Source organism: Rouxiella badensis, from assembly GCF_026967515.2.
In the GTDB taxonomy this organism is placed as follows: domain Bacteria; phylum Pseudomonadota; class Gammaproteobacteria; order Enterobacterales; family Enterobacteriaceae; genus Rouxiella; species Rouxiella badensis.
The window spans coordinates 292,376-310,047 of sequence record NZ_CP114062.1 but is presented as its reverse complement, the minus strand read 5'-3'; the positions used below and the strand labels follow the sequence as shown (position 1 = coordinate 310,047).

Below are 17,672 nucleotides of genomic sequence, written 5' to 3'. Positions count from 1 at the left end.
AAACTTATACCAGGCTTTTCCAGTGGGGAACCTTGAGAACGATAACAAGGCCTCTAGGAGAGCCGTTACGCGCTTCAATCTTCCCATGATGCGCTACCATCACCTTTTTGGTAATCGCCAGCCCAAGGCCGTAGCCTTTGCCAGAAAGCGGTGACATCACGCGTACAAACGGATCGAAGATGCTCGACAGCTTGTCTTCCTCTACGCCCGGCCCCTGATCGGCCACCTCGACGCACAGGTCATCCTCTTTCGACGTCAGCGACACGTTAATCGCCTGCCCGCGCGCCGAGAAGCGCAGCGCGTTGCGCACCACGTTGTCGATAGCACGACGCATGAGCTCGGCGTTGCCCTTGACGGTGTAATCCAGATCGCCCTGATGATTACAGTTCAAAATGATATCGACGCCCGGAAGCTGTGCCTCGTAGCGAGCATCGTTGACCACCGCCTCGACCAGTCCATAGAGGTCAAAATACTCCTCATCGGGCAGGTTGCTATGCTCGGTGCGCGACAGTGCCAGCAGCTCACCGATCATCTTGTCCAGTCGTCCTGCCTCATGCTCGATACGTTTGAGCGAGGTTTCGACATTCAGCGGGTTCTGGCGCGCAAGGCCAATCGCCAGCTGCAGTCGTGCCAGCGGTGAACGTAGCTCGTGCGAAACGTCGTGCAGCAGCTCTTCGCGGGCCTTAACCAGTACCTGCAAACGCTCGGCCATCGAGTCGAAGTCGCGCGCAACCTCAGAGAGTTCGTCATGGCGCTTGCCCATGGTGGCAAACAGGCGGACCGATAAATCCCCTTGCGACACTCGCCCAAAGGCCTGACGCATCTGCAGCATCGGACGGGTCAGGTTCCAGGCCAACATGGTGCTAAAAAGCAGCCCGCCTATCCCGCCTATCCATAGAAACGGGGGTGGCATATTAAACCAGTGTTGCTCTCTCTTCGGCCGATACTCATCCATAAGCCCTTTGACGTTGTAGCGCAGTCGGTAGCCTTGCCCATCGGGTGCCTGAACAAATTCAACAATTTCCTGAGGAGTTGTCTTGCCCGGCTCAAGGTCGTTCAACGATTCTCCTTTGATCGGAATCATCGAAGATTCTATCGTGAATAAACGTCTGTCGTCGGGAGGCCAGTCGGCAATCATCGCATTCAGGGCAGGCAATCCGCCGGTGTGCAGTGTCGATTCCGCCGAGGTGATTTGCAGTTTGACAAAGCGCCGTGCGATACTACTTTCCGGCGGCTCATGGTGGTAATAGAAGGAAAATACCGCCCAGAGAACCTGGGCCATGATGACAAATGTCAGCCAATAACCCAGTAAAATCTTCCAAAAGAGCCTGCCGCGCAGGCGTTTATCGGATTCGATAGCCAATGCTTCGCACCGTTTCAATCGTCATGACATCGCCGCCGTTGAGCGACGCGAGTTTCTGACGGATGTTGCTGATATGTACGTCGATGCTGCGGTCGTAAGCTTCGCGCGGACGGCCCAGCCCCTTCTCGGACAGCTCGTCCTTCGACACCACTCGTTCCGGTGAGCGAAGCAGCAGCTCCAGCAGGTTAAATTCTGATGCAGTCAGGTCAAACGCCACGCCCTGCCATTCGCTGCTGCGGGTCGCCGGGTTTAACGTCAGGTCACCGTAGTGAATGCTCGATGAATCAGAGTGTGTGTCCTGCTGCTCTTCCACGCGGCGCAGTACGGCACGCAGACGCGCCACCAGCTCACGCGGGTAGCAAGGTTTTGGCATGTAGTCATCGGCACCCATCTCAAGACCGATGACGCGGTCAATGTTGTCACCCTTCGCCGTCAGCATGATGATCGGCAATCGGCTGTTTTTACGCACCTGGCGCAGCACATCGATACCGCTCATATCCGGCAGCATGATGTCGAGGATCATGGCGCTGTATTCGCCTGACATCGCACCTTCAATGCCCAATTTACCGTTCAGCACCAGATTGGCATCAAAGCCTTCGGCAATCAGGTATTCACAAAGCATGGTGCCCAATTCGAGATCGTCATCGACTAATAGAATTTTCATTATTTTTTTCCGCCTGGCATATTTCCGCTCATTTTTACCCCTATCCCGTGATGCCGCAGTAGCATTTACTCTATTTTTACCTTTTACCCATTTTAGTCACAGAAAACGGGCGCTATCTCCCCACAAACGCGCTAATAAGCGGCATCAAGCCAGCATGAATATGGGGCTCAGGTAAAACAGATAGTTGTAGTATAGGAAACGAAATTCCGTCTGCTTAATTCGATGATTTTAATTAAAGACGCCGGTAGAGAGATAACGATCGCCACGGTCGCAAATAATGGCCACCACGATGGAACCCGGATTTGCCTTCGCGACCCGTAAAGCTCCCGCCACGGCACCGCCGGAGCTTACGCCACAGAAGATACCTTCCTCACGCGCCAGTCGGCGCATGGTTATCTCCGCTTCGACCTGTGCCATGTCGATAATCTCGTCAACCAGCTCGGGCTGGAAGATGCCCGGCAGATATTCGGCAGGCCAGCGGCGAATGCCGGGAATGCTGCTGCCTTCGTCCGGCTGTAAGCCAATAATACGCACGTCGGGGCGCTGGGACTTAAGATAGCGACTCACGCCGCTAATGGTGCCGGTGGTGCCCATGCTGGAAACAAAATGCGTAATCCGTCCCGCCGTCTGCTGCCAGATTTCAGGGCCAGTCGTCGCGAAGTGCGCCAACGAGTTATCAGGGTTGTTAAACTGGTCCAAGACTTTCCCCTCGCCGCGCGAGGCCATCTCCTGCGCCAGGTCACGTGCACCTTCCATCCCCTGCGCGCGGCTCACCAGCAGCAGTTCTGCGCCGTAGGCACGCATCGCCGCCTGACGTTCCATACTCATATTTTCGGGCATCAGCAGTTTCAGCCTGTAGCCCTTTAGCGCAGCAATCATCGCCAGCGCAATGCCGGTATTGCCGCTGGTCGCCTCGATAAGCGTATCGCCCGGGCGAATTTCGCCACGTTTTTCTGCCTGATCGATCATAAAGAAAGCGGCGCGATCTTTTACCGATCCGGCCGGGTTATTGCCTTCTAGCTTGACCCAAATTTCGCTATCAAGATCCTTTGACAGGCGCTGTAACCGCACTAAAGGCGTGTTGCCAATATATTGTTCGAGCGTGCTCACTGTAGCTGCCTTATTTCAGATGGGTATAATAACCGCACTAAAATGAATAAATGAGTATAAAACGATAAAAAGGGCGGAATAACCGCCCTTTTTTTAACCATACTAATTAAAGTTGAAGAATTTTAAAACTATTACGCAGTTTTAGCGAGCTCTACAGATTGCAGCTGCTGGTCGCCCGCGTACAGACGCCCGTTAAGGCCACCCACGAAGTAGCGATCGCCGCGCTGCGGTGGACGGTGGTCTTCCGTCTCCGACAACACCACGGAAATCGGGTCATCGAGCCAGCCCTGCGGCTGTACGGTCAACTGCCAGAAGTGGCCGCGCGGGCTGACTTCCAACACCTGCACCGGCAGCGGACATCGCGTCGTGCTTTGAGTGGTGATTTCCATCTCCCACGGACGCAGAAACAGATCAACCGGTCCCTGATGAAGCGGCGCGATAGCCAGCGGCCAGTGATGCTGACCGACATAAAGCTGAGAGCCGCGAATTTCGCCGCCAATGCGGTTCACTTCGCCCATAAACTCCAGCACAAAACGCGTAGCCGGTTCGCGCCAGATTTCGATTGGCGTACCGACCTGTTCAATGTTCCCCTGACTCATTACCACCACGCGATCGGCGACTTCCATCGCCTCTTCCTGGTCGTGGGTCACGAACACGCTGGTGAACTTGATCTCTTCATGCAGCTGACGCAGCCAGCGGCGCAGCTCTTTACGAACCTGCGCATCCAGCGCACCGAACGGTTCATCGAGCAGCAGGATTTGCGGTTCAACGGCGAGCGCACGCGCCAGCGCCACACGCTGCTTCTGACCACCGGAAAGCTGGGCCGGATAACGGTTCCCCAAATGGCTCAGTTGAACCATTTCCAGCAGTTTGGCGACCTTCTGTTTGATGGTCGCGGCGTCAGGACGCTCACGGCGCGGCAGCACGGTCAGGCCGAAGGCGATGTTGTCAAACACCGTCATATGACGAAACAGCGCGTAATGCTGGAACACGAAGCCCACCTGGCGGTCGCGCGCGTGCAGGCGCGTCACGTCCTTACCGTGGAAGCTCAGTTGCCCGGAACTTTGGTTCTCGAGCCCGGCGATGATGCGCAGCAGCGTAGTCTTGCCAGAGCCGGAAGGCCCAAGCAGCGCAACCATCTGGCCGGAGGGAATATCGAGGGAGATATCATTGAGCACCTTGGTGCGACCAAAAAACTTGTTGATACCGTTAATTTCAATGCTCATTGTTTCCCTCCCGCTCAAGACGGTCATTGTTGCGCGCCAGGCGCCATTGCAAACCGCTCTTCAGAAATAGTGTGACGATTGCCATCAGGGTCAGCAGCGCGGCGGCGGTAAACGAGCCTGCGATGTTGTAGTCCTGATTCAATAATTCGACCTGTAATGGCAGCGTGTAGGTTTCTCCACGGATAGCGCCGGAAACCACGGACACTGCGCCAAATTCACCGATGGCGCGTGCGTTGGTCAACACCACACCGTACAGCAGCGCCCAACGAATGTTCGGCAGCGTGACGCGGCGGAACATCTGCCAGCCGGAGGCGCCAAGCAGAACCGCAGCCTCGTCTTCCTGACTCCCCTGACTCAGCATCACCGGCACCAACTCGCGAATCACGAACGGGCAGGTCACGAAAATAGTTACCATTGCCATGCCCGGCCAGGCGAACATGAACTGTAGGTTGTGCGCCTCGAGCCAGCCACCCAGCGGGCCATTGCTGCCATAAAACAGCAGATACAGCAGCCCTGCCACCACCGGCGACACGGCAAAAGGAATATCGATAAGCGTCAGCAGCAGCTGGCGTCCCGGAAAGTTGAATCGCGCTACCAGCCACGCCAGCAGGGTACCGAAAACCAGATTCACCGGCACGGTAATCAGCGCCATCAATACCGTCAGCCAGATGGCGTGCAGCATGTCCGGGTCGGCGAGATTTTTGCCTACCGCCGCAATGCCGTCCGACAGCGCCAAGACAAAAATGGTTATCATCGGCACCACCAACAAGAACACGCAAATCAGCGTGCCCAGACCGATAAGCGACCATTTCAGCCAGTCGATGCGGCGTGGTGCGGAGTCTTCAACCTGCGTTAACTGCGACATTATTGGCCTCCAAGACGACGGCCGTAACGGCTTTGCAAAGTGTTAATCGCGAACAGCAGAATCAGCGACGCTGCCAGGATGACCGAAGCGATAGCGCTGGCGGCCGCATAGTCGAACTGCTGCAAACGCACGAAAATCATCAGCGAGGTGACTTCCGTCTTCCAGGCAATATTCCCGGCGATAAAAATCACCGCGCCAAACTCGCCGAGGCTGCGGGTAAACGACAGCGCCGTGCCCGCCATCAGTGAAGGCATGACTTCAGGTAACACCACGCGACGGAAGCTCTGCCAGCGCGAAGCGCCCAGCGTTTCAGCCGCCTCTTCGTATTCAGGGCCCAGCTCCTCGAGCACCGGTTGCACGGTGCGCACCACGAACGGGATGCTGGTAAACGCCATTGCCACGGCGATACCCAACCAGGTGTAGGCCACCTTGATATCAAAATGCGCTAGCCACTGGCCGTAGAAGCCGTTCACCGAGAACAGGCCGGCCAGCGTCAAGCCCGCTACCGCCGTCGGCAGCGCGAAAGGTAAGTCCATCAAACCATCAAGAATGGTCTTGCCCGGGAACTCGTAGCGGGTCAGGATCCAGGCCATCAGCATGCCAAAAAAGCCGTTAAAGATACTGGCCACCGCAGCAGACAGCAGCGTCACTTTGTACGCCGCGACCACCTGTGGATCGGTCACTACCGCCCAATACTGTGCCAGCGTCATGTGCGACAGCTGAATAATCAGTGCGCTCAGCGGTAAAAGCAGCACCAGGCAAACGAACAGCAGACTGCTGCCGAGACTCAGCGTAAATCCGGGTAATACGCGTTTGGTAGACAACAACATTACTGGTGTCCCTGCGCGATCAGTTTGTCCAGCTCACCGCCGGTATCGAAATGGGTTTTCATCACTTGTGGCCATCCTCCAAATTGGTCTTCAACTTTAAACAGCTTGGTCGGCGGGAACTGCCCCTTCGCCTGTTCCATGACTTTCTTGTCGTACACACGGTAGCTGAAGCGGGTGATAATTTTCTGCGCCTCTGGGCTCCACAGATAGTTCAGGTAGGCTTTCGCCGCCTTCTCGGTCCCCTTTTTCTCGACGTTTTTGTCGACCCAGGCGACCGGAAACTCGGCCAAAATATCGACCGGCGGGACGATCACTTCGTATTTGTCTGCCCCGTACTGTTTGCGGATGTTGTCCACTTCTGACTCAAAGCTGATCAGCACATCGCCCAAACCGCGATCGACAAAGGTGGTCGTTGCGCCGCGACCGCCGATATCAAAAACTTCGACGTTCTTAATCAGGCGAGCCATCTTCTCGCGCGTCTGTGCCTGATTGTTGCCGTCTTCAAGGTTAAATGCCCCCCAGGCGCCCAGATAGGTATAGCGTCCGTTGCCAGAGGTTTTAGGATTCGGGAACACCAGCTTGACGTCGCTGCGGGTCAGGTCGTCCCAGGTATGAATATTCTTGGGATTGCCCTTACGCACCAGGAACGCCATGGTCGAATAGAACGGCGAACTGTGGTTCGGCAGACGGCTTTGCCAATCCGCCGGGATCAGGTTGCCGCGATCGTGCAAAATCTGCACATCCGTGACCTGATTATAGGTAACCACGTCGGCCTTGAGGCCCTGCAAAATAGCCAGCGCCTGCTTCGAAGATCCGGCGTGCGATTGTTTGACTTCCAACTTGTCGCCGTTATTTTGTGCGGCCCACTGCTGTTCAAACGGAGGATTGAGGGCAGCAAAGAGTTCTCGAGAAACGTCGTAAGAACTGTTCAACAGTTCTGTCGCACCGGCCGACGCTGCGCCACCGACCAGTAGCAGCACGGCAATCGCGCCTCGCAGGGTTTTACTCTTCACCAACGTATTTTTCATTCTCAGCCCTGGTCCGATTTACTGTCGACGTGGCGCACGGGTGCAACCTTGGACTTGTAGTGTATTTATAACTACGGCGGTAGGAGTAACGGTTTTATATACTATTTGGTGATTTACAAGCATGAAAAGCTATAAGCCACACAAATCAAGGGAAGATAGTCGATGCACTCGCGTGCATCGACATTGCGCCTGGCGGGGGTTTACAGCGTTTGCAGCCGCGTCAGGGACGGGGCGAAATAGTAGCTGCCGGTAAGCGGGCGCGTAAAACGCAGCATGGCGTCACGTTTACCGTCGAGATCGCCGAACATGCTCAGCAGCTGTTTCTCGATGTTATAAAGGCGCGCGCAGTAGGTGATAAAGTACAGGCCATGTTCACCGCTGGCGGTGCCGTAAGGCAGGCTTTGACGCAAAATCTTCAGGCCTTTGCCGTCCTCTTTGAGGTCAACGCGACCGAGGTGCGAGGTCTCTTTGCGCTGTTCAGCGGGCAGCTCTTCATCGGTCAACTTGGTGCGGCCAATGATCTCTTCCTGCTGAGCCACAGTAAAACGCTGCCACTGGGTCAGATTATGCTTCCAGCGCTGGACCATGACATAGCTCCCGCCCGCGTCGTCATTTCCCTCGGCAATGGCGGCCACTTCGGCGCGCTTCTCCCCTTTTGGGTTCTCGGTGCCGTCTACAAAGCCGCTGAGGTCGCGGTCTTCAATGCCGCGAAACCCGTGGATCTCTTCTTCTATCAGCAGACTTTTGCCAAACGCCGCGACGGCCGCCTGTGCCAGCGCGAAGTTAACGTCATGGCGCAGAGACTGAATGTGGATCAACACGTCGCGCTGAGTCGCAGGGGCGAGGCCTTTCCCCAGCGGCACGAAAGGTTTGAGTTCATCGGCTCCGATACCGCCGGACAAGTCGCGCCAGACATCGTGGCCAAAGGCCACTACCGCACCGACTTTATCGTCAGGGAATCGTGATTGGATCTCAGCCAGTGACTGGCAGAAGGTGCGACATCCGAGGCGAACGTCGTCAAGTTCACCTTGAACCTTCGCTTCGATATAGATAGCAAAACGGCAATGCTCAAGCAGAATGCCGCTCTGAACCTGGGTCATAATGTTCCTTTCCTTGCGTCATCGGCGACCGTACCAGGCTTTTAAAGGGTAAAAACCTGCCGTCGCAATGGCGCGCATTATACCCGCAATAATGATAAATAATGAATAAAGCCTTGTTAAACACAAGGCTCTTGGGAGGAACGAGATTAGTTGTTAGCCGCGTGCCAGACGATTTTACTGACTTTCCAGTTCTTGAGACTGTCGTCGGAAGGCATCAGCTCGTCCGGACCGTCCCACGCGCCGCTGAAGATATAGCTGACGTGCTGGCTGTTCGGCGCTTTACATTCGACGTTCTGTGCGTCGTCGCCCTGTCCTTTCTGACAGGCGTCAAAGGCCTTGGTGTAGAGGTCGCTAAACGGCGTACCTATCTTCACGCCCCACTGACTTTTCACATCTGGGTCGGAGACAACAATACGGTCCACGTTGCCCTTCGGTTCTCCAGAGACAGTAAGCTTGACCGTTTTGCCGTCCATCGCCTGATAGAACGAGCGCATCTTGCCGTTGCTCATCGACATGCCGCTCATCAGGCGATAATCGCCGTTCAGGCCGTCGTTGACCGCAGTCTCGTTCAACGGTGTACTTGCAGTGACTTTGCCAACGCCTTCATCGGTAACCTCAAGGCTGCTGCCAAACCAGTTGATCGGATTAAGGCTTGACCACGACATCTGCGGCATATGCATATTTGCCATCGTCGAACACCCGGTAAGCATCAAGGGCAGCGCCAGCAACAGTGGGCGGATAGTCATGTCATACACTCCTTGGTCGTTTTTTTGATTTGCCGTAATCATGCGAATAATAATGCCAGAATTATCTTGCTGGCCTGTTGGAGTGCATCCGCCGCAAAAAGTGCCGCAGATTGTTACTTTTCGCCCTAAAAGCACCTCACACCAATCGGCGTTCTTCACCAAAACAGGCGCGAAGGCGGCGGCTGAGCAGCCAATAGGCCAATGCGCCGGCATCAAGCAGCGCCAGCGCAAAGTCGAGCAGGTTTGGCTCATCCATCGACTGCCACATGCCAACGCCTTGCAGCGCGAAGGTCGCGAACATGCCCGCCAGCAGCAGCCAATAGCTCATTTGCCAGATTTTTGGCCACAGGTGACGTCGGCTACTGAGCAGAAAGATCAGGACCGGAGGAATGCCGAGGAAAATCCCGTACCAGAATGAGTGGCGATCGGGATAAAAAAGCGCGAGGAGCCCTTCTCCCTGCTGCCTTGATGCACCGGCCATAATAAACAGTAACCAGGTTCGCGCCTGCAAAATCAATATCGTCCAGAACCACAGCGGCAGACGTAGCATGCCGTGGCTGTTGTAATCGTCAGAATTCATAGCCAGGAAAAATCTTCCTTTAATTCAATAAGGACGCAAAAAGGTTGCGTCGGAAACCCAAGCCGAGCGCGCGTTAAGCCAGTTGGCCAGTTTGCACTTTTGTTTATATCTCTGCGCGGTCAGCCTGAAAACCGTCTTTAGCATAAATTAAGTTGTCTTAAGATAGTGTTAAGAACAGTCTGCTTTAATTTTCACCAGGGCAACGGTTCATCCCAGCCGATGACGGTGCCTGTTGTTCACTGAAATCAAAATTAAGGATGACTATTATGATGAAGAAGATAACTCTGGCAAGCCTGTTCGCACTGACGACCCTCCCGGCACTGGCACAAAGCGGCGGTGGTTTTCTCGATCCGGCCGCGCAACAGGCGCAGAACAAAGGCGGCTTCTCCGGCGAAAATGCCACTCTTACAGCGGCAAGAGAGGTGAAAAACCTCAAAGATGGCCAGTTTATCACGCTCGAAGGACACATCGATAAACGCACGGGTAAAGATAAATATATTTTCAGCGATGCGACCGGCACGGTGACTACCGAAATAGACGACAAGCGCTGGGAAGGCCAAACCGTGTCCCCGAAAGATAAGGTCCGCCTCGAAGGAAAGATCGATAAAGATTGGAATTCCGAAAAAATCGAGGTCAAAAGGATAAATATCATTAATTAATCATTAACTCAGAGTTTCCCTTGCAGATTTGAAGGTATAGAAAAGGGAAACTCTGTAGCACGTTCTTCCCGTTGCCCCTCTCCCCCCGCCGTGCCCTTGTATTCACTGTAAAGGCTGCTAGGTTAATAATTATTATCATTCACACCCAGGCCATGTGGCATAGCGACAATGGAAAATATTCCGAACCCTCAGAGCCTTGTTGTTGGCAACATCTACACGCGTGAAGATCTTAAGTATCTCTTTACTCTGGCGGACGCTCGCATAAAAACGGGCGTCTTCCGACCACGCGAGAACCAGTCGATGTGGTTATTTGTGACGGAGGATAAAACCAACGGACGACGGCACTACAAAAACACCCTTGGCGATACGCCTATCACCCTGATTTTAAGCACTATCCTCCCACCTCCCGAAAATCGCGACTCTCTGATACCGACCAACGCCGAAATCCAGTCTTACAGCGCCAATGATGAAGAATGCCTGGAGGATGATCCGCTGCAATCGGTCGAAAACGGCGACGCGCAAGATGAATTTAGCGCCCAACACGTTGAAGACGAGAGAAAAAAGGTATTGCGTTCGATCATTCGCCGTCAGGGTCAGTCGCGATTTCGCAAAGCGCTGCTGGGGGCCTATCAGGGACAGTGTGCTGTGACGGGATGTAAGGTGACCGAACTGCTTGAAGCGGCGCACATTCATCCCTACAGGGGCGAGCACACCAACAAGGTCAATAATGGTCTGCTGCTGCGCGCAGATATTCACACCCTGTTTGACCTTGGGCTAATTGGTATTACGCCGGATACGCTGCGGGTGGTAGTGTCTGAGAAATTGCGGGGAACGGAATATGAAACCTTGCATAACAGGCCGCTAAACAGGCCAGAGAATCAGGAGGATATCCCCAGTCTGGAGGCGCTTCAGTGGCACAATGAAAATTCGTATCCTTATGGGTAATGCGTTTACCCTCCGCGTTCCGGGGCTGATGACGGCCACTGAAAGCACAGCCCCGGCAGGATGAATCGCGATCAGTATTCCTGGTCAACAATCAGTCGTTTACCCAGGCTGATACTCTCCACCACTTCGTAATCCAGTTTTTCATACATGCTAATCACAGCATCGTTCTCTGCACGAACCATCAGCTGAATTTTAGGGCAGCCGCGGGCAATCAGTTTTTTCTCCAGACGGTTCATCAGCGCATTGGCAATGCCGCGTCCGCGATACTCGGGGTGAACGCCAAGATAATAGGCCGATCCGCGATGGCCGTCGTAGCCACCCATCACGGTTCCCGCCACAACGCCGCTCACTTCGGCGACCAGAAACAGTTCTGGGTCGTGGTTTAGCTTGCGTTCAATATCCAGCTCGGGATCGTTCCAGGGACGCAATAGGTCACAGCGCTCCCAAAGGGTCAGCACTTCTTCAAAATCTTCTTGTTTAAATACGCGAATTTCCATCACTGTTCGCCGCTGTAAATGAGTTCTTAATTGATTATCGCGTGATCTGCTTGATACGCAATATCAAAATGGCCGCTTTTAGCCTATCAAGATAATTTTTTTCGCCGAATTACACGCTTTTTCGCCTTAATGTTGATGATTAAGACAGGCAAAAGCTAAAAATCAGGAAAATATCAGACTGATAAAATGTTAAAAACGCACACTTTGTTAATAAACAGCAATAGTTCTCATCTCGATTATGCTGAATGGATACTATATAACATCCGCATTCTGCTATTAAAAAGGGCTGCGGACAGATGCTAAATCCACTCAACAAGTTTCTTCATTTCCAACCGCTTCCTCGTTCAGCCACGCGACGTCAGGTGCTCCTTAGCGGTCTTGGGCTGGCATTTGGCGCATTTGGTAGCCGGTTTGCACAGGCCCAGCAGGCCGAACACATCACGAAAACGGCCCCTAAGCCAAAACCGCCTGGCGCTAAAAAGCTGGTGATGATCGATCCCGGCCACGGTGGAATCGACTCCGGCGCCATCGGTCATGAAGGCTCGGAAGAGAAACATGTGGTGCTGGAAATCGCCAACTACGTGCGTCAGCACCTGCAAAGTCACCCCAATATCGAGGTGAAACTGACCCGTGATTCTGACCATTTCATTCCGCTTTATCAGCGGGTTGAGATTGCGCACGAGCATCAGGCCGATTTATTTGTTTCAATTCATGCCGATGGTTACACCAGCCCGGAAGCCAGCGGGGCGTCAGTGTTTGCCCTTTCCAATCGCGGTGCGACCAGCGCGATGGCCCGTTACATGTCCAAGAAAGAGAACGACGCCGACTTGGTCGCCGGTGCCAAGTATAAGGAAGCCGACAACAACTATCTTCAACAGGTCTTGTTTGATCTGGTGCAAACCGACACTATCAAAAACAGCCTGACGCTGGGCCATCACGTGCTCGACAGAATTCGTCCTATCCACCATCTGCACAGCCAGCAGACGGAACAGGCGGCGTTCGCGGTGCTGAAATCCCCGTCGATTCCGTCGATATTGGTTGAAACCTCGTTTATTACTAATCATCAGGAAGAGCAGTTGCTGAATACCACCGCCTTCCGCCAGGAAATTGCGCTGGCCATTTCTCAAGGCATCGTGAATTTCTTCGCCTATTTCGACGCTCACGAACGAATTCCGCGCTGATGGTGCAAACCTGCGGACAAATAAGGGTATAATAATGCCCTATTTGTCCGAAAGCCTACGAGTTTGCCCGTGAATCAATTACCCGATATTAACCAAGTAAAAGCCTTTCTGCTGTCGCTGCAAGACCAAATCTGTCAAAAGCTGAGTGCCGTTGATGGCCGCGCACAGTTCAAACAGGACCAATGGGTCAGAGAAGAAGGCGGCGGCGGCCAAAGCCGGGTATTGACCGGCGGTGCGATATTTGAACAGGCGGGCGTTAATTTCTCTCATGTTTCCGGTGCGACCTTACCGGCCTCTGCCACCGCACACCGTCCAGAGCTCGCCGGGCGCAGTTTTCAGGCGATGGGCGTCTCGCTGGTTATCCACCCGTTAAGCCCCTATATTCCCACCAGCCACGCCAACGTGCGCTTCTTTATTGCCGAAAAACCCGGTGAAGCCCCGGTATGGTGGTTCGGCGGTGGCTTCGACCTCACCCCTTATTACGGCTTCGAAGAAGATGCGCGTCACTGGCACCAGACGGCAGCAGATCTGTGCCAACCCTTCGGCGACGACGTCTATTCGAAATATAAAAAATGGTGCGACGACTACTTCTTCATCAAGCACCGCAACGAGGCGCGCGGGATAGGCGGTCTGTTCTTCGATGACCTCAATAGCCCTGACTTTGCACACTGCTTTGCCTTCATGCAGGCCGTCGCCAACGGCTTCACAGACGCCTATCTGCCGATTGTCGAACGCCGTAAGACACTGACCTGGGGCGAGCGCGAGCGCGAATTCCAGCTTTATCGCCGGGGTCGCTACGTTGAGTTCAATCTGGTGTGGGACCGTGGTACCCTTTTCGGGCTGCAAACCGGGGGGCGGACTGAATCAATCTTGATGTCGATGCCGCCGCTGGTGCGCTGGGAATACGGCTTCGAGCCGGACGAAAACAGCCCGGAAGCAGCGCTTTATCGCGATTTTCTGCCGGTTCGCGACTGGCTGGCGGAGTCTGAATAATGCAAATCTGGGTCGATGCCGACGCTTGTCCGAACGTCATCAAGGAAGTGCTGTTCCGCGCCGCGGAGCGTACCGGGGTGATGGTCACGCTGGTCGCCAACCAGATAATCCGCACGCCGCCTTCGCGTTTCCTGCGCACGCTGCGCGTTGAGGCAGGGTTTGACGTCGCCGATAACGAGATTGTTAAGCGCGTCGAGACCGGGGATCTAGTGATAACCGCCGATATCCCTTTGGCGGCGGAAGTCATTGAGAAAGGCGGTATGGCGCTCAACCCGCGCGGCGAGCGTTACACCCCCGAAACCATTCGTGAGCGCCTGAATATGCGTGATTTTATGGATACCCTGCGCGCCAGCGGCGTGCAGACCGGTGGCCCTCCTGTGCTCAACCAGCGCGACCGCCAGCAGTTCGCCAACGAACTCGACAAGTGGCTGGTGCTGGCAAAGAAATAGCGCTGATTTTGGCTCCCCTCTCGACGGGGGAGCTAGCAGATTAAAGCGGTTCTGTCTGCGCTTCGACCACCGCTAACGCAACCATGTTAACAATGCGCCGCACCGACGCTATCGGCGTCAGAATATGCACCGGTTTCGCCACGCCCATCAACACCGGTCCGACGGTTACCCCCTCTGAACTCGTCACCCGCAGCAGGTTATAGCTTATCCGCGCCGCCTCCATATTAGGCATAATCAGGATATTCGCCGCCCCCTTGAGTGGGCTGTCGGGCATCAAGTCGTGGCGGATGCTCTCGACCAGCGCGGCGTCGCCGTGCATTTCACCGTCAATCTCCAGACCCGGTGCGAGCCTGTTGACCAGCTCCAGGGTGCGACGCATCTTGCAGGCCGTCTCACCGTTTGAGGTGCCGAAGCTGGAATGCGACAGCAGAGCGACTTTCGGCTCGATACCAAAGCGGCGCACCGTTTCAGCCGCCAGCAACGTTATCTCGGCTAACTGCTCAGCGGTCGGATCTTCGTTAACATAGGTGTCGGTGATAAAAGTATTGCCGCTGGGCAGCAGCAGCGCGTTCATCGCCCCCGCCACCCGCACGCCCTCACGGAAGCCAAACACTTTCTCCACCACCTCGTAATGTTCATGATAAGTGCCGATGGTGCCGCAGATCATCGCATCGGTTTCACCACGCAGCAGCATGATGGCGGCAATCAGCGTCGGATTGCCAATAACCGCACGCCGCGCCTGCTCCTGCGAGACCCCTTTACGCTTCATCAACTGGTAGTATTCGCTCCAGTACTCGTTAAAACGCGGGTCGGACTCGTTATTCACCACGGCAAAATCACGCCCCGCCTCAATTTGCAGCCCCAGCTTTTTAATGCGCATTTCGATGACGTTCGGCCTGCCGACCAGAATCGGTTTCGCCAATCCGAGCGAGATAATCTCCTGCGTAGCGTGCAACACGCGCGCCTCTTCACCCTCGGCAAACACCACCCTTTTCGGCTCTTTTTTCGCCTGCGAGAAAATTGGCTTCATGAACAGGTTGGTTTTATAGACGAATTCGCTCAGCTTCTCTTTGTAGGCGTCAAAATCTTTTATCGGACGCGTGGCAACGCCAGAGTCCATCGCTGCTTTGGCCACCGCAGGCGCGATATTGACGATGAGTCGAGGGTCAAAGGGTTTTGGGATAATGTAGTCAGGCCCGAACGACAACTCTTCTTCGCCGTAGGCCGAGGCCACCACGTCGTTCTGTTCGGCCAACGCCAGATCTGCAATCGCATGCACGCAGGCGAGCTTCATCTCCTCGTTAATCGTCGTCGCCCCTACGTCGAGCGCACCGCGAAAAATAAACGGGAAGCAGAGCACGTTGTTAACCTGATTGGGATAGTCGGAACGGCCGGTACAGATAATGGCGTCAGGCCGCACCGCTTTTGCCAGCGGCGGCAAAATTTCGGGTTCAGGATTAGCCAATGCCAGAATTAACGGGCTGGCGGCCATAGTTTTGACCATCTCCTGCGTCAATACGCCGGGACCGGAGCAGCCGAGAAAGATATCGGCATCGGGAATAGCGTCGCTCAGGCTGCGTTGCCCGTTGTCCTCGATGGCGTAGGCTGCCTTGGTTTCGGCCATATTTTCTTCGCGGCCCTTGTAAATAACGCCACGCGAATCACAGGCGGTGATATTTTCGAGTTTGAGGCCCAGTGCGACCAGCAAATTCAGACAGGCAATCGCCGAAGCACCGGCGCCGGAAACCACCAGTCTGACGTCGGCAATGTCTTTGTTGACGATGCGCAGACCGTTGAGCACCGCAGCGGTACAGATAATCGCCGTGCCGTGCTGATCGTCGTGAAATACCGGAATATTCATCCGCTCACGCAGTTTTCTCTCGATGTAGAAGCACTCCGGTGCCTTGATGTCCTCAAGGTTGATGCCGCCGAAGGTCGGTTCCAGCGAGGCAATCGCGTCGATCAGTTTATCCGGATCGTTTTGGTCAATCTCGATATCAAACACGTCGATACCGGCGAATTTCTTAAACAGCACGCCCTTGCCTTCCATCACCGGCTTACCGGCCAGCGCGCCAATATTGCCCAGTCCCAGCACCGCCGTGCCGTTGGAAATCACGCCAACCAAGTTGCCTTTAGCCGTGTATTTGTAGGCCGCCAGCGGATCTTTTTCTATCTCCAGGCACGGCGCGGCCACGCCCGGTGAATAGGCAAGTGCGAGGTCGCGCTGGGTCGCCAAAGGCTTGGTCGGGGAAACCTGAATCTTGCCGGGAACGGGAAACTCATGAAAATCGAGCGCACTCTGCTTCAACTGATCGTCCATCATCGGTTCCTTTTTATTATGCAGGGACTGAGAAATTCCAGTTAACCAGTATAAGGAGCAAAAAAAGGTAAACCTTGAAGCGGCTCGAAAAGCGGAAAAACAGCTTGCCCGAGAGAGACTGGGCAAGCGAGAAACTACTGAGACATATTGAGAATGGTGCGGATATTCAGCGCTGAGGTAGCGATAATGTCGATAGCGCCAGTGCGCAACGCGCCAAGAATCGCCAGCGCCTTGGTATTCTCGGAGGCGATGGCAATCACGCAGGGAATCTGGCGCAGTTCGTCGATGCTGAGGCCAATAACGCGTTCGTTCATCACCGTATCCACGTGCTGGCCCTGGGCGTTGAAAAAGTCATAACCGGCTACGTCGCCGATCACGCCTTGATTGAGGTTGGCATCGATGATTTCATGCGGCGTAAACCAGCCCAGCTTGACCATGTAGCTGTTTTCGTTCATATCGCCAATGCCGACCAGCGCGATGTCCGCCTTGCGGGCACGGTCCAGCGTTTCGTTGATGGTGCCATTACGCATCAGCGCTTCACGCTGGGACTTCTCCTCAACGTAGGCAGGCGCGTAAAGCGTTTCGCTAATGCCACCGAACTTCTTCGCCAGCCGACGGCTGATGTGGTCGGCGTTAATCGAATCACCGGGACGATGGGTACCGCCAATTCCACAGATAAACTTGCACTGACGCTCCGGCATGCTGCCCGGATGATCGGCAATCGCCGCCACGTTGCGCCCCTGCCCGACGGTAATTACCGTTTGATCTTTCAGCGTCGAGGCCAGATAGTTCGAGACCAGCGCCGCGACCTGACGACGCTGTTCGTCTTCGTCCTGATGGTCGAGGGCAATCAGCGCACGTTTAATCGGAAAACGTTCCATCATCTGCTGTTCAAGACGGGTGCTGAAAACGGGATGATAGCGAACGTTGATCTCGACGATGCCCTCTTCTTTCGCCCGCTTAAGCAGGCGTCCGACCTTGATGCGCGAGATCCCAAATTTTTTAGCGATCTCTTCCTGAGTTATTTCGTCCTGATAGTAAGCGACGGCAATCTCAGTCAGCAGTTCGTTATCTTGAATGACAGTTTGCTTTTCCATCCGGGGCTCAATTCTCCTG

General features: G+C 54.7%; 18 protein-coding genes. 5 read left to right on the top strand and 13 right to left on the bottom strand.

Features of this window, described 5'->3' with window-relative positions:
• Positions 1 to 4: 4 nt before the first annotated feature.
• From O1V65_RS01620 to O1V65_RS01575, 10 genes are all read right to left on the bottom strand, one after another.
• Positions 5 to 1,363: an ATP-binding protein gene (locus tag O1V65_RS01620; RefSeq protein ID WP_017490686.1), complete on the bottom strand. Its 1,359-nt coding sequence runs from the start codon at positions 1,361 to 1,363 to the stop codon at positions 5 to 7.
• The gene (locus O1V65_RS01615) at positions 1,344 to 2,027 is read right to left on the bottom strand and encodes a response regulator transcription factor (RefSeq protein WP_017490685.1); all 684 of its coding nucleotides are present in this window, start codon (positions 2,025 to 2,027) and stop codon (positions 1,344 to 1,346) included. Before O1V65_RS01615 ends, O1V65_RS01620 begins: the two co-directional genes overlap by 20 nt.
• A gap of 228 nt (positions 2,028 to 2,255) precedes the next feature.
• Entirely contained in the window at positions 2,256 to 3,137 is an 882-nt protein-coding gene (gene cysM / locus O1V65_RS01610) for a cysteine synthase CysM (RefSeq protein WP_017490684.1), read from the bottom strand.
• 131 nt (positions 3,138 to 3,268) lie between these two features.
• Complete coding sequence (cysA, locus tag O1V65_RS01605) at positions 3,269 to 4,363, bottom strand: sulfate/thiosulfate ABC transporter ATP-binding protein CysA (protein ID WP_017490683.1); 1,095 nt, start codon at positions 4,361 to 4,363, stop codon at positions 3,269 to 3,271.
• Complete coding sequence (gene cysW / locus O1V65_RS01600; RefSeq protein ID WP_017490682.1) at positions 4,353 to 5,228, bottom strand: sulfate/thiosulfate ABC transporter permease CysW; 876 nt, start codon at positions 5,226 to 5,228, stop codon at positions 4,353 to 4,355. The genes cysA and cysW overlap by 11 nt, the downstream gene beginning before the upstream one ends.
• Entirely contained in the window at positions 5,228 to 6,058 is an 831-nt protein-coding gene (gene cysT, locus O1V65_RS01595) for a sulfate/thiosulfate ABC transporter permease CysT (RefSeq protein ID WP_017490681.1), read from the bottom strand. The genes cysW and cysT overlap by 1 nt, the downstream gene beginning before the upstream one ends.
• On the bottom strand, positions 6,058 to 7,086 hold the full coding sequence (locus O1V65_RS01590) for a sulfate ABC transporter substrate-binding protein (protein WP_017490680.1): 1,029 nt from the start codon (positions 7,084 to 7,086) through the stop codon (positions 6,058 to 6,060). Before O1V65_RS01590 ends, cysT begins: the two co-directional genes overlap by 1 nt.
• Before the next feature lie 200 nt (positions 7,087 to 7,286).
• Positions 7,287 to 8,186: a Dyp-type peroxidase gene (locus tag O1V65_RS01585; protein ID WP_017490679.1), complete on the bottom strand. Its 900-nt coding sequence runs from the start codon at positions 8,184 to 8,186 to the stop codon at positions 7,287 to 7,289.
• A 146-nt stretch (positions 8,187 to 8,332) separates the two neighbouring features.
• Positions 8,333 to 8,932, bottom strand: coding sequence for an RpoE-regulated lipoprotein (locus O1V65_RS01580; protein WP_017490678.1), 600 nt, complete (start codon positions 8,930 to 8,932; stop codon positions 8,333 to 8,335).
• A gap of 136 nt (positions 8,933 to 9,068) precedes the next feature.
• Complete coding sequence (locus tag O1V65_RS01575) at positions 9,069 to 9,512, bottom strand: DUF2919 domain-containing protein (protein ID WP_017490677.1); 444 nt, start codon at positions 9,510 to 9,512, stop codon at positions 9,069 to 9,071.
• A gap of 269 nt (positions 9,513 to 9,781) precedes the next feature.
• Between O1V65_RS01575 and O1V65_RS01570 the strand changes: the two genes are divergently transcribed.
• Positions 9,782 to 10,171: a YgiW/YdeI family stress tolerance OB fold protein gene (locus tag O1V65_RS01570; RefSeq protein WP_206023999.1), complete on the top strand. Its 390-nt coding sequence runs from the start codon at positions 9,782 to 9,784 to the stop codon at positions 10,169 to 10,171.
• A 168-nt stretch (positions 10,172 to 10,339) separates the two neighbouring features.
• Complete coding sequence (locus O1V65_RS01565; protein ID WP_017490675.1) at positions 10,340 to 11,116, top strand: HNH endonuclease; 777 nt, start codon at positions 10,340 to 10,342, stop codon at positions 11,114 to 11,116.
• Positions 11,117 to 11,187: 71 nt separating this feature from the next.
• Here O1V65_RS01565 and O1V65_RS01560 read toward each other — a convergent pair whose 3' ends face one another.
• On the bottom strand, positions 11,188 to 11,613 hold the full coding sequence (locus tag O1V65_RS01560; protein WP_017490674.1) for a GNAT family acetyltransferase: 426 nt from the start codon (positions 11,611 to 11,613) through the stop codon (positions 11,188 to 11,190).
• A 296-nt stretch (positions 11,614 to 11,909) separates the two neighbouring features.
• On the opposite strand from O1V65_RS01560, the gene amiA reads away from it, so the two are divergent.
• The 3 genes from amiA to O1V65_RS01545 all read left to right on the top strand — a co-directional run bounded on the left by amiA (position 11,910) and on the right by O1V65_RS01545 (position 14,236).
• Positions 11,910 to 12,794 carry an N-acetylmuramoyl-L-alanine amidase AmiA gene (amiA, locus tag O1V65_RS01555; protein ID WP_017490673.1) on the top strand — a complete coding sequence of 295 codons (885 nt, stop codon included), beginning with the start codon at positions 11,910 to 11,912 and terminating at the stop codon, positions 12,792 to 12,794.
• A gap of 69 nt (positions 12,795 to 12,863) precedes the next feature.
• Complete coding sequence (hemF, locus tag O1V65_RS01550; protein ID WP_165428909.1) at positions 12,864 to 13,787, top strand: oxygen-dependent coproporphyrinogen oxidase; 924 nt, start codon at positions 12,864 to 12,866, stop codon at positions 13,785 to 13,787.
• The gene (locus O1V65_RS01545; protein WP_017490671.1) at positions 13,787 to 14,236 is read left to right on the top strand and encodes a YaiI/YqxD family protein; all 450 of its coding nucleotides are present in this window, start codon (positions 13,787 to 13,789) and stop codon (positions 14,234 to 14,236) included. The genes hemF and O1V65_RS01545 overlap by 1 nt, the downstream gene beginning before the upstream one ends.
• Before the next feature lie 40 nt (positions 14,237 to 14,276).
• Here O1V65_RS01545 and maeB read toward each other — a convergent pair whose 3' ends face one another.
• On the bottom strand, positions 14,277 to 16,556 hold the full coding sequence (gene maeB / locus O1V65_RS01540) for an NADP-dependent oxaloacetate-decarboxylating malate dehydrogenase (RefSeq protein WP_165429954.1): 2,280 nt from the start codon (positions 16,554 to 16,556) through the stop codon (positions 14,277 to 14,279).
• A 134-nt stretch (positions 16,557 to 16,690) separates the two neighbouring features.
• Positions 16,691 to 17,653, bottom strand: a complete 963-nt coding sequence (locus O1V65_RS01535; RefSeq protein ID WP_017490669.1) for a sugar-binding transcriptional regulator — start codon at positions 17,651 to 17,653, stop codon at positions 16,691 to 16,693.
• Between the last annotated feature and the right edge of the window lie 19 nt (positions 17,654 to 17,672).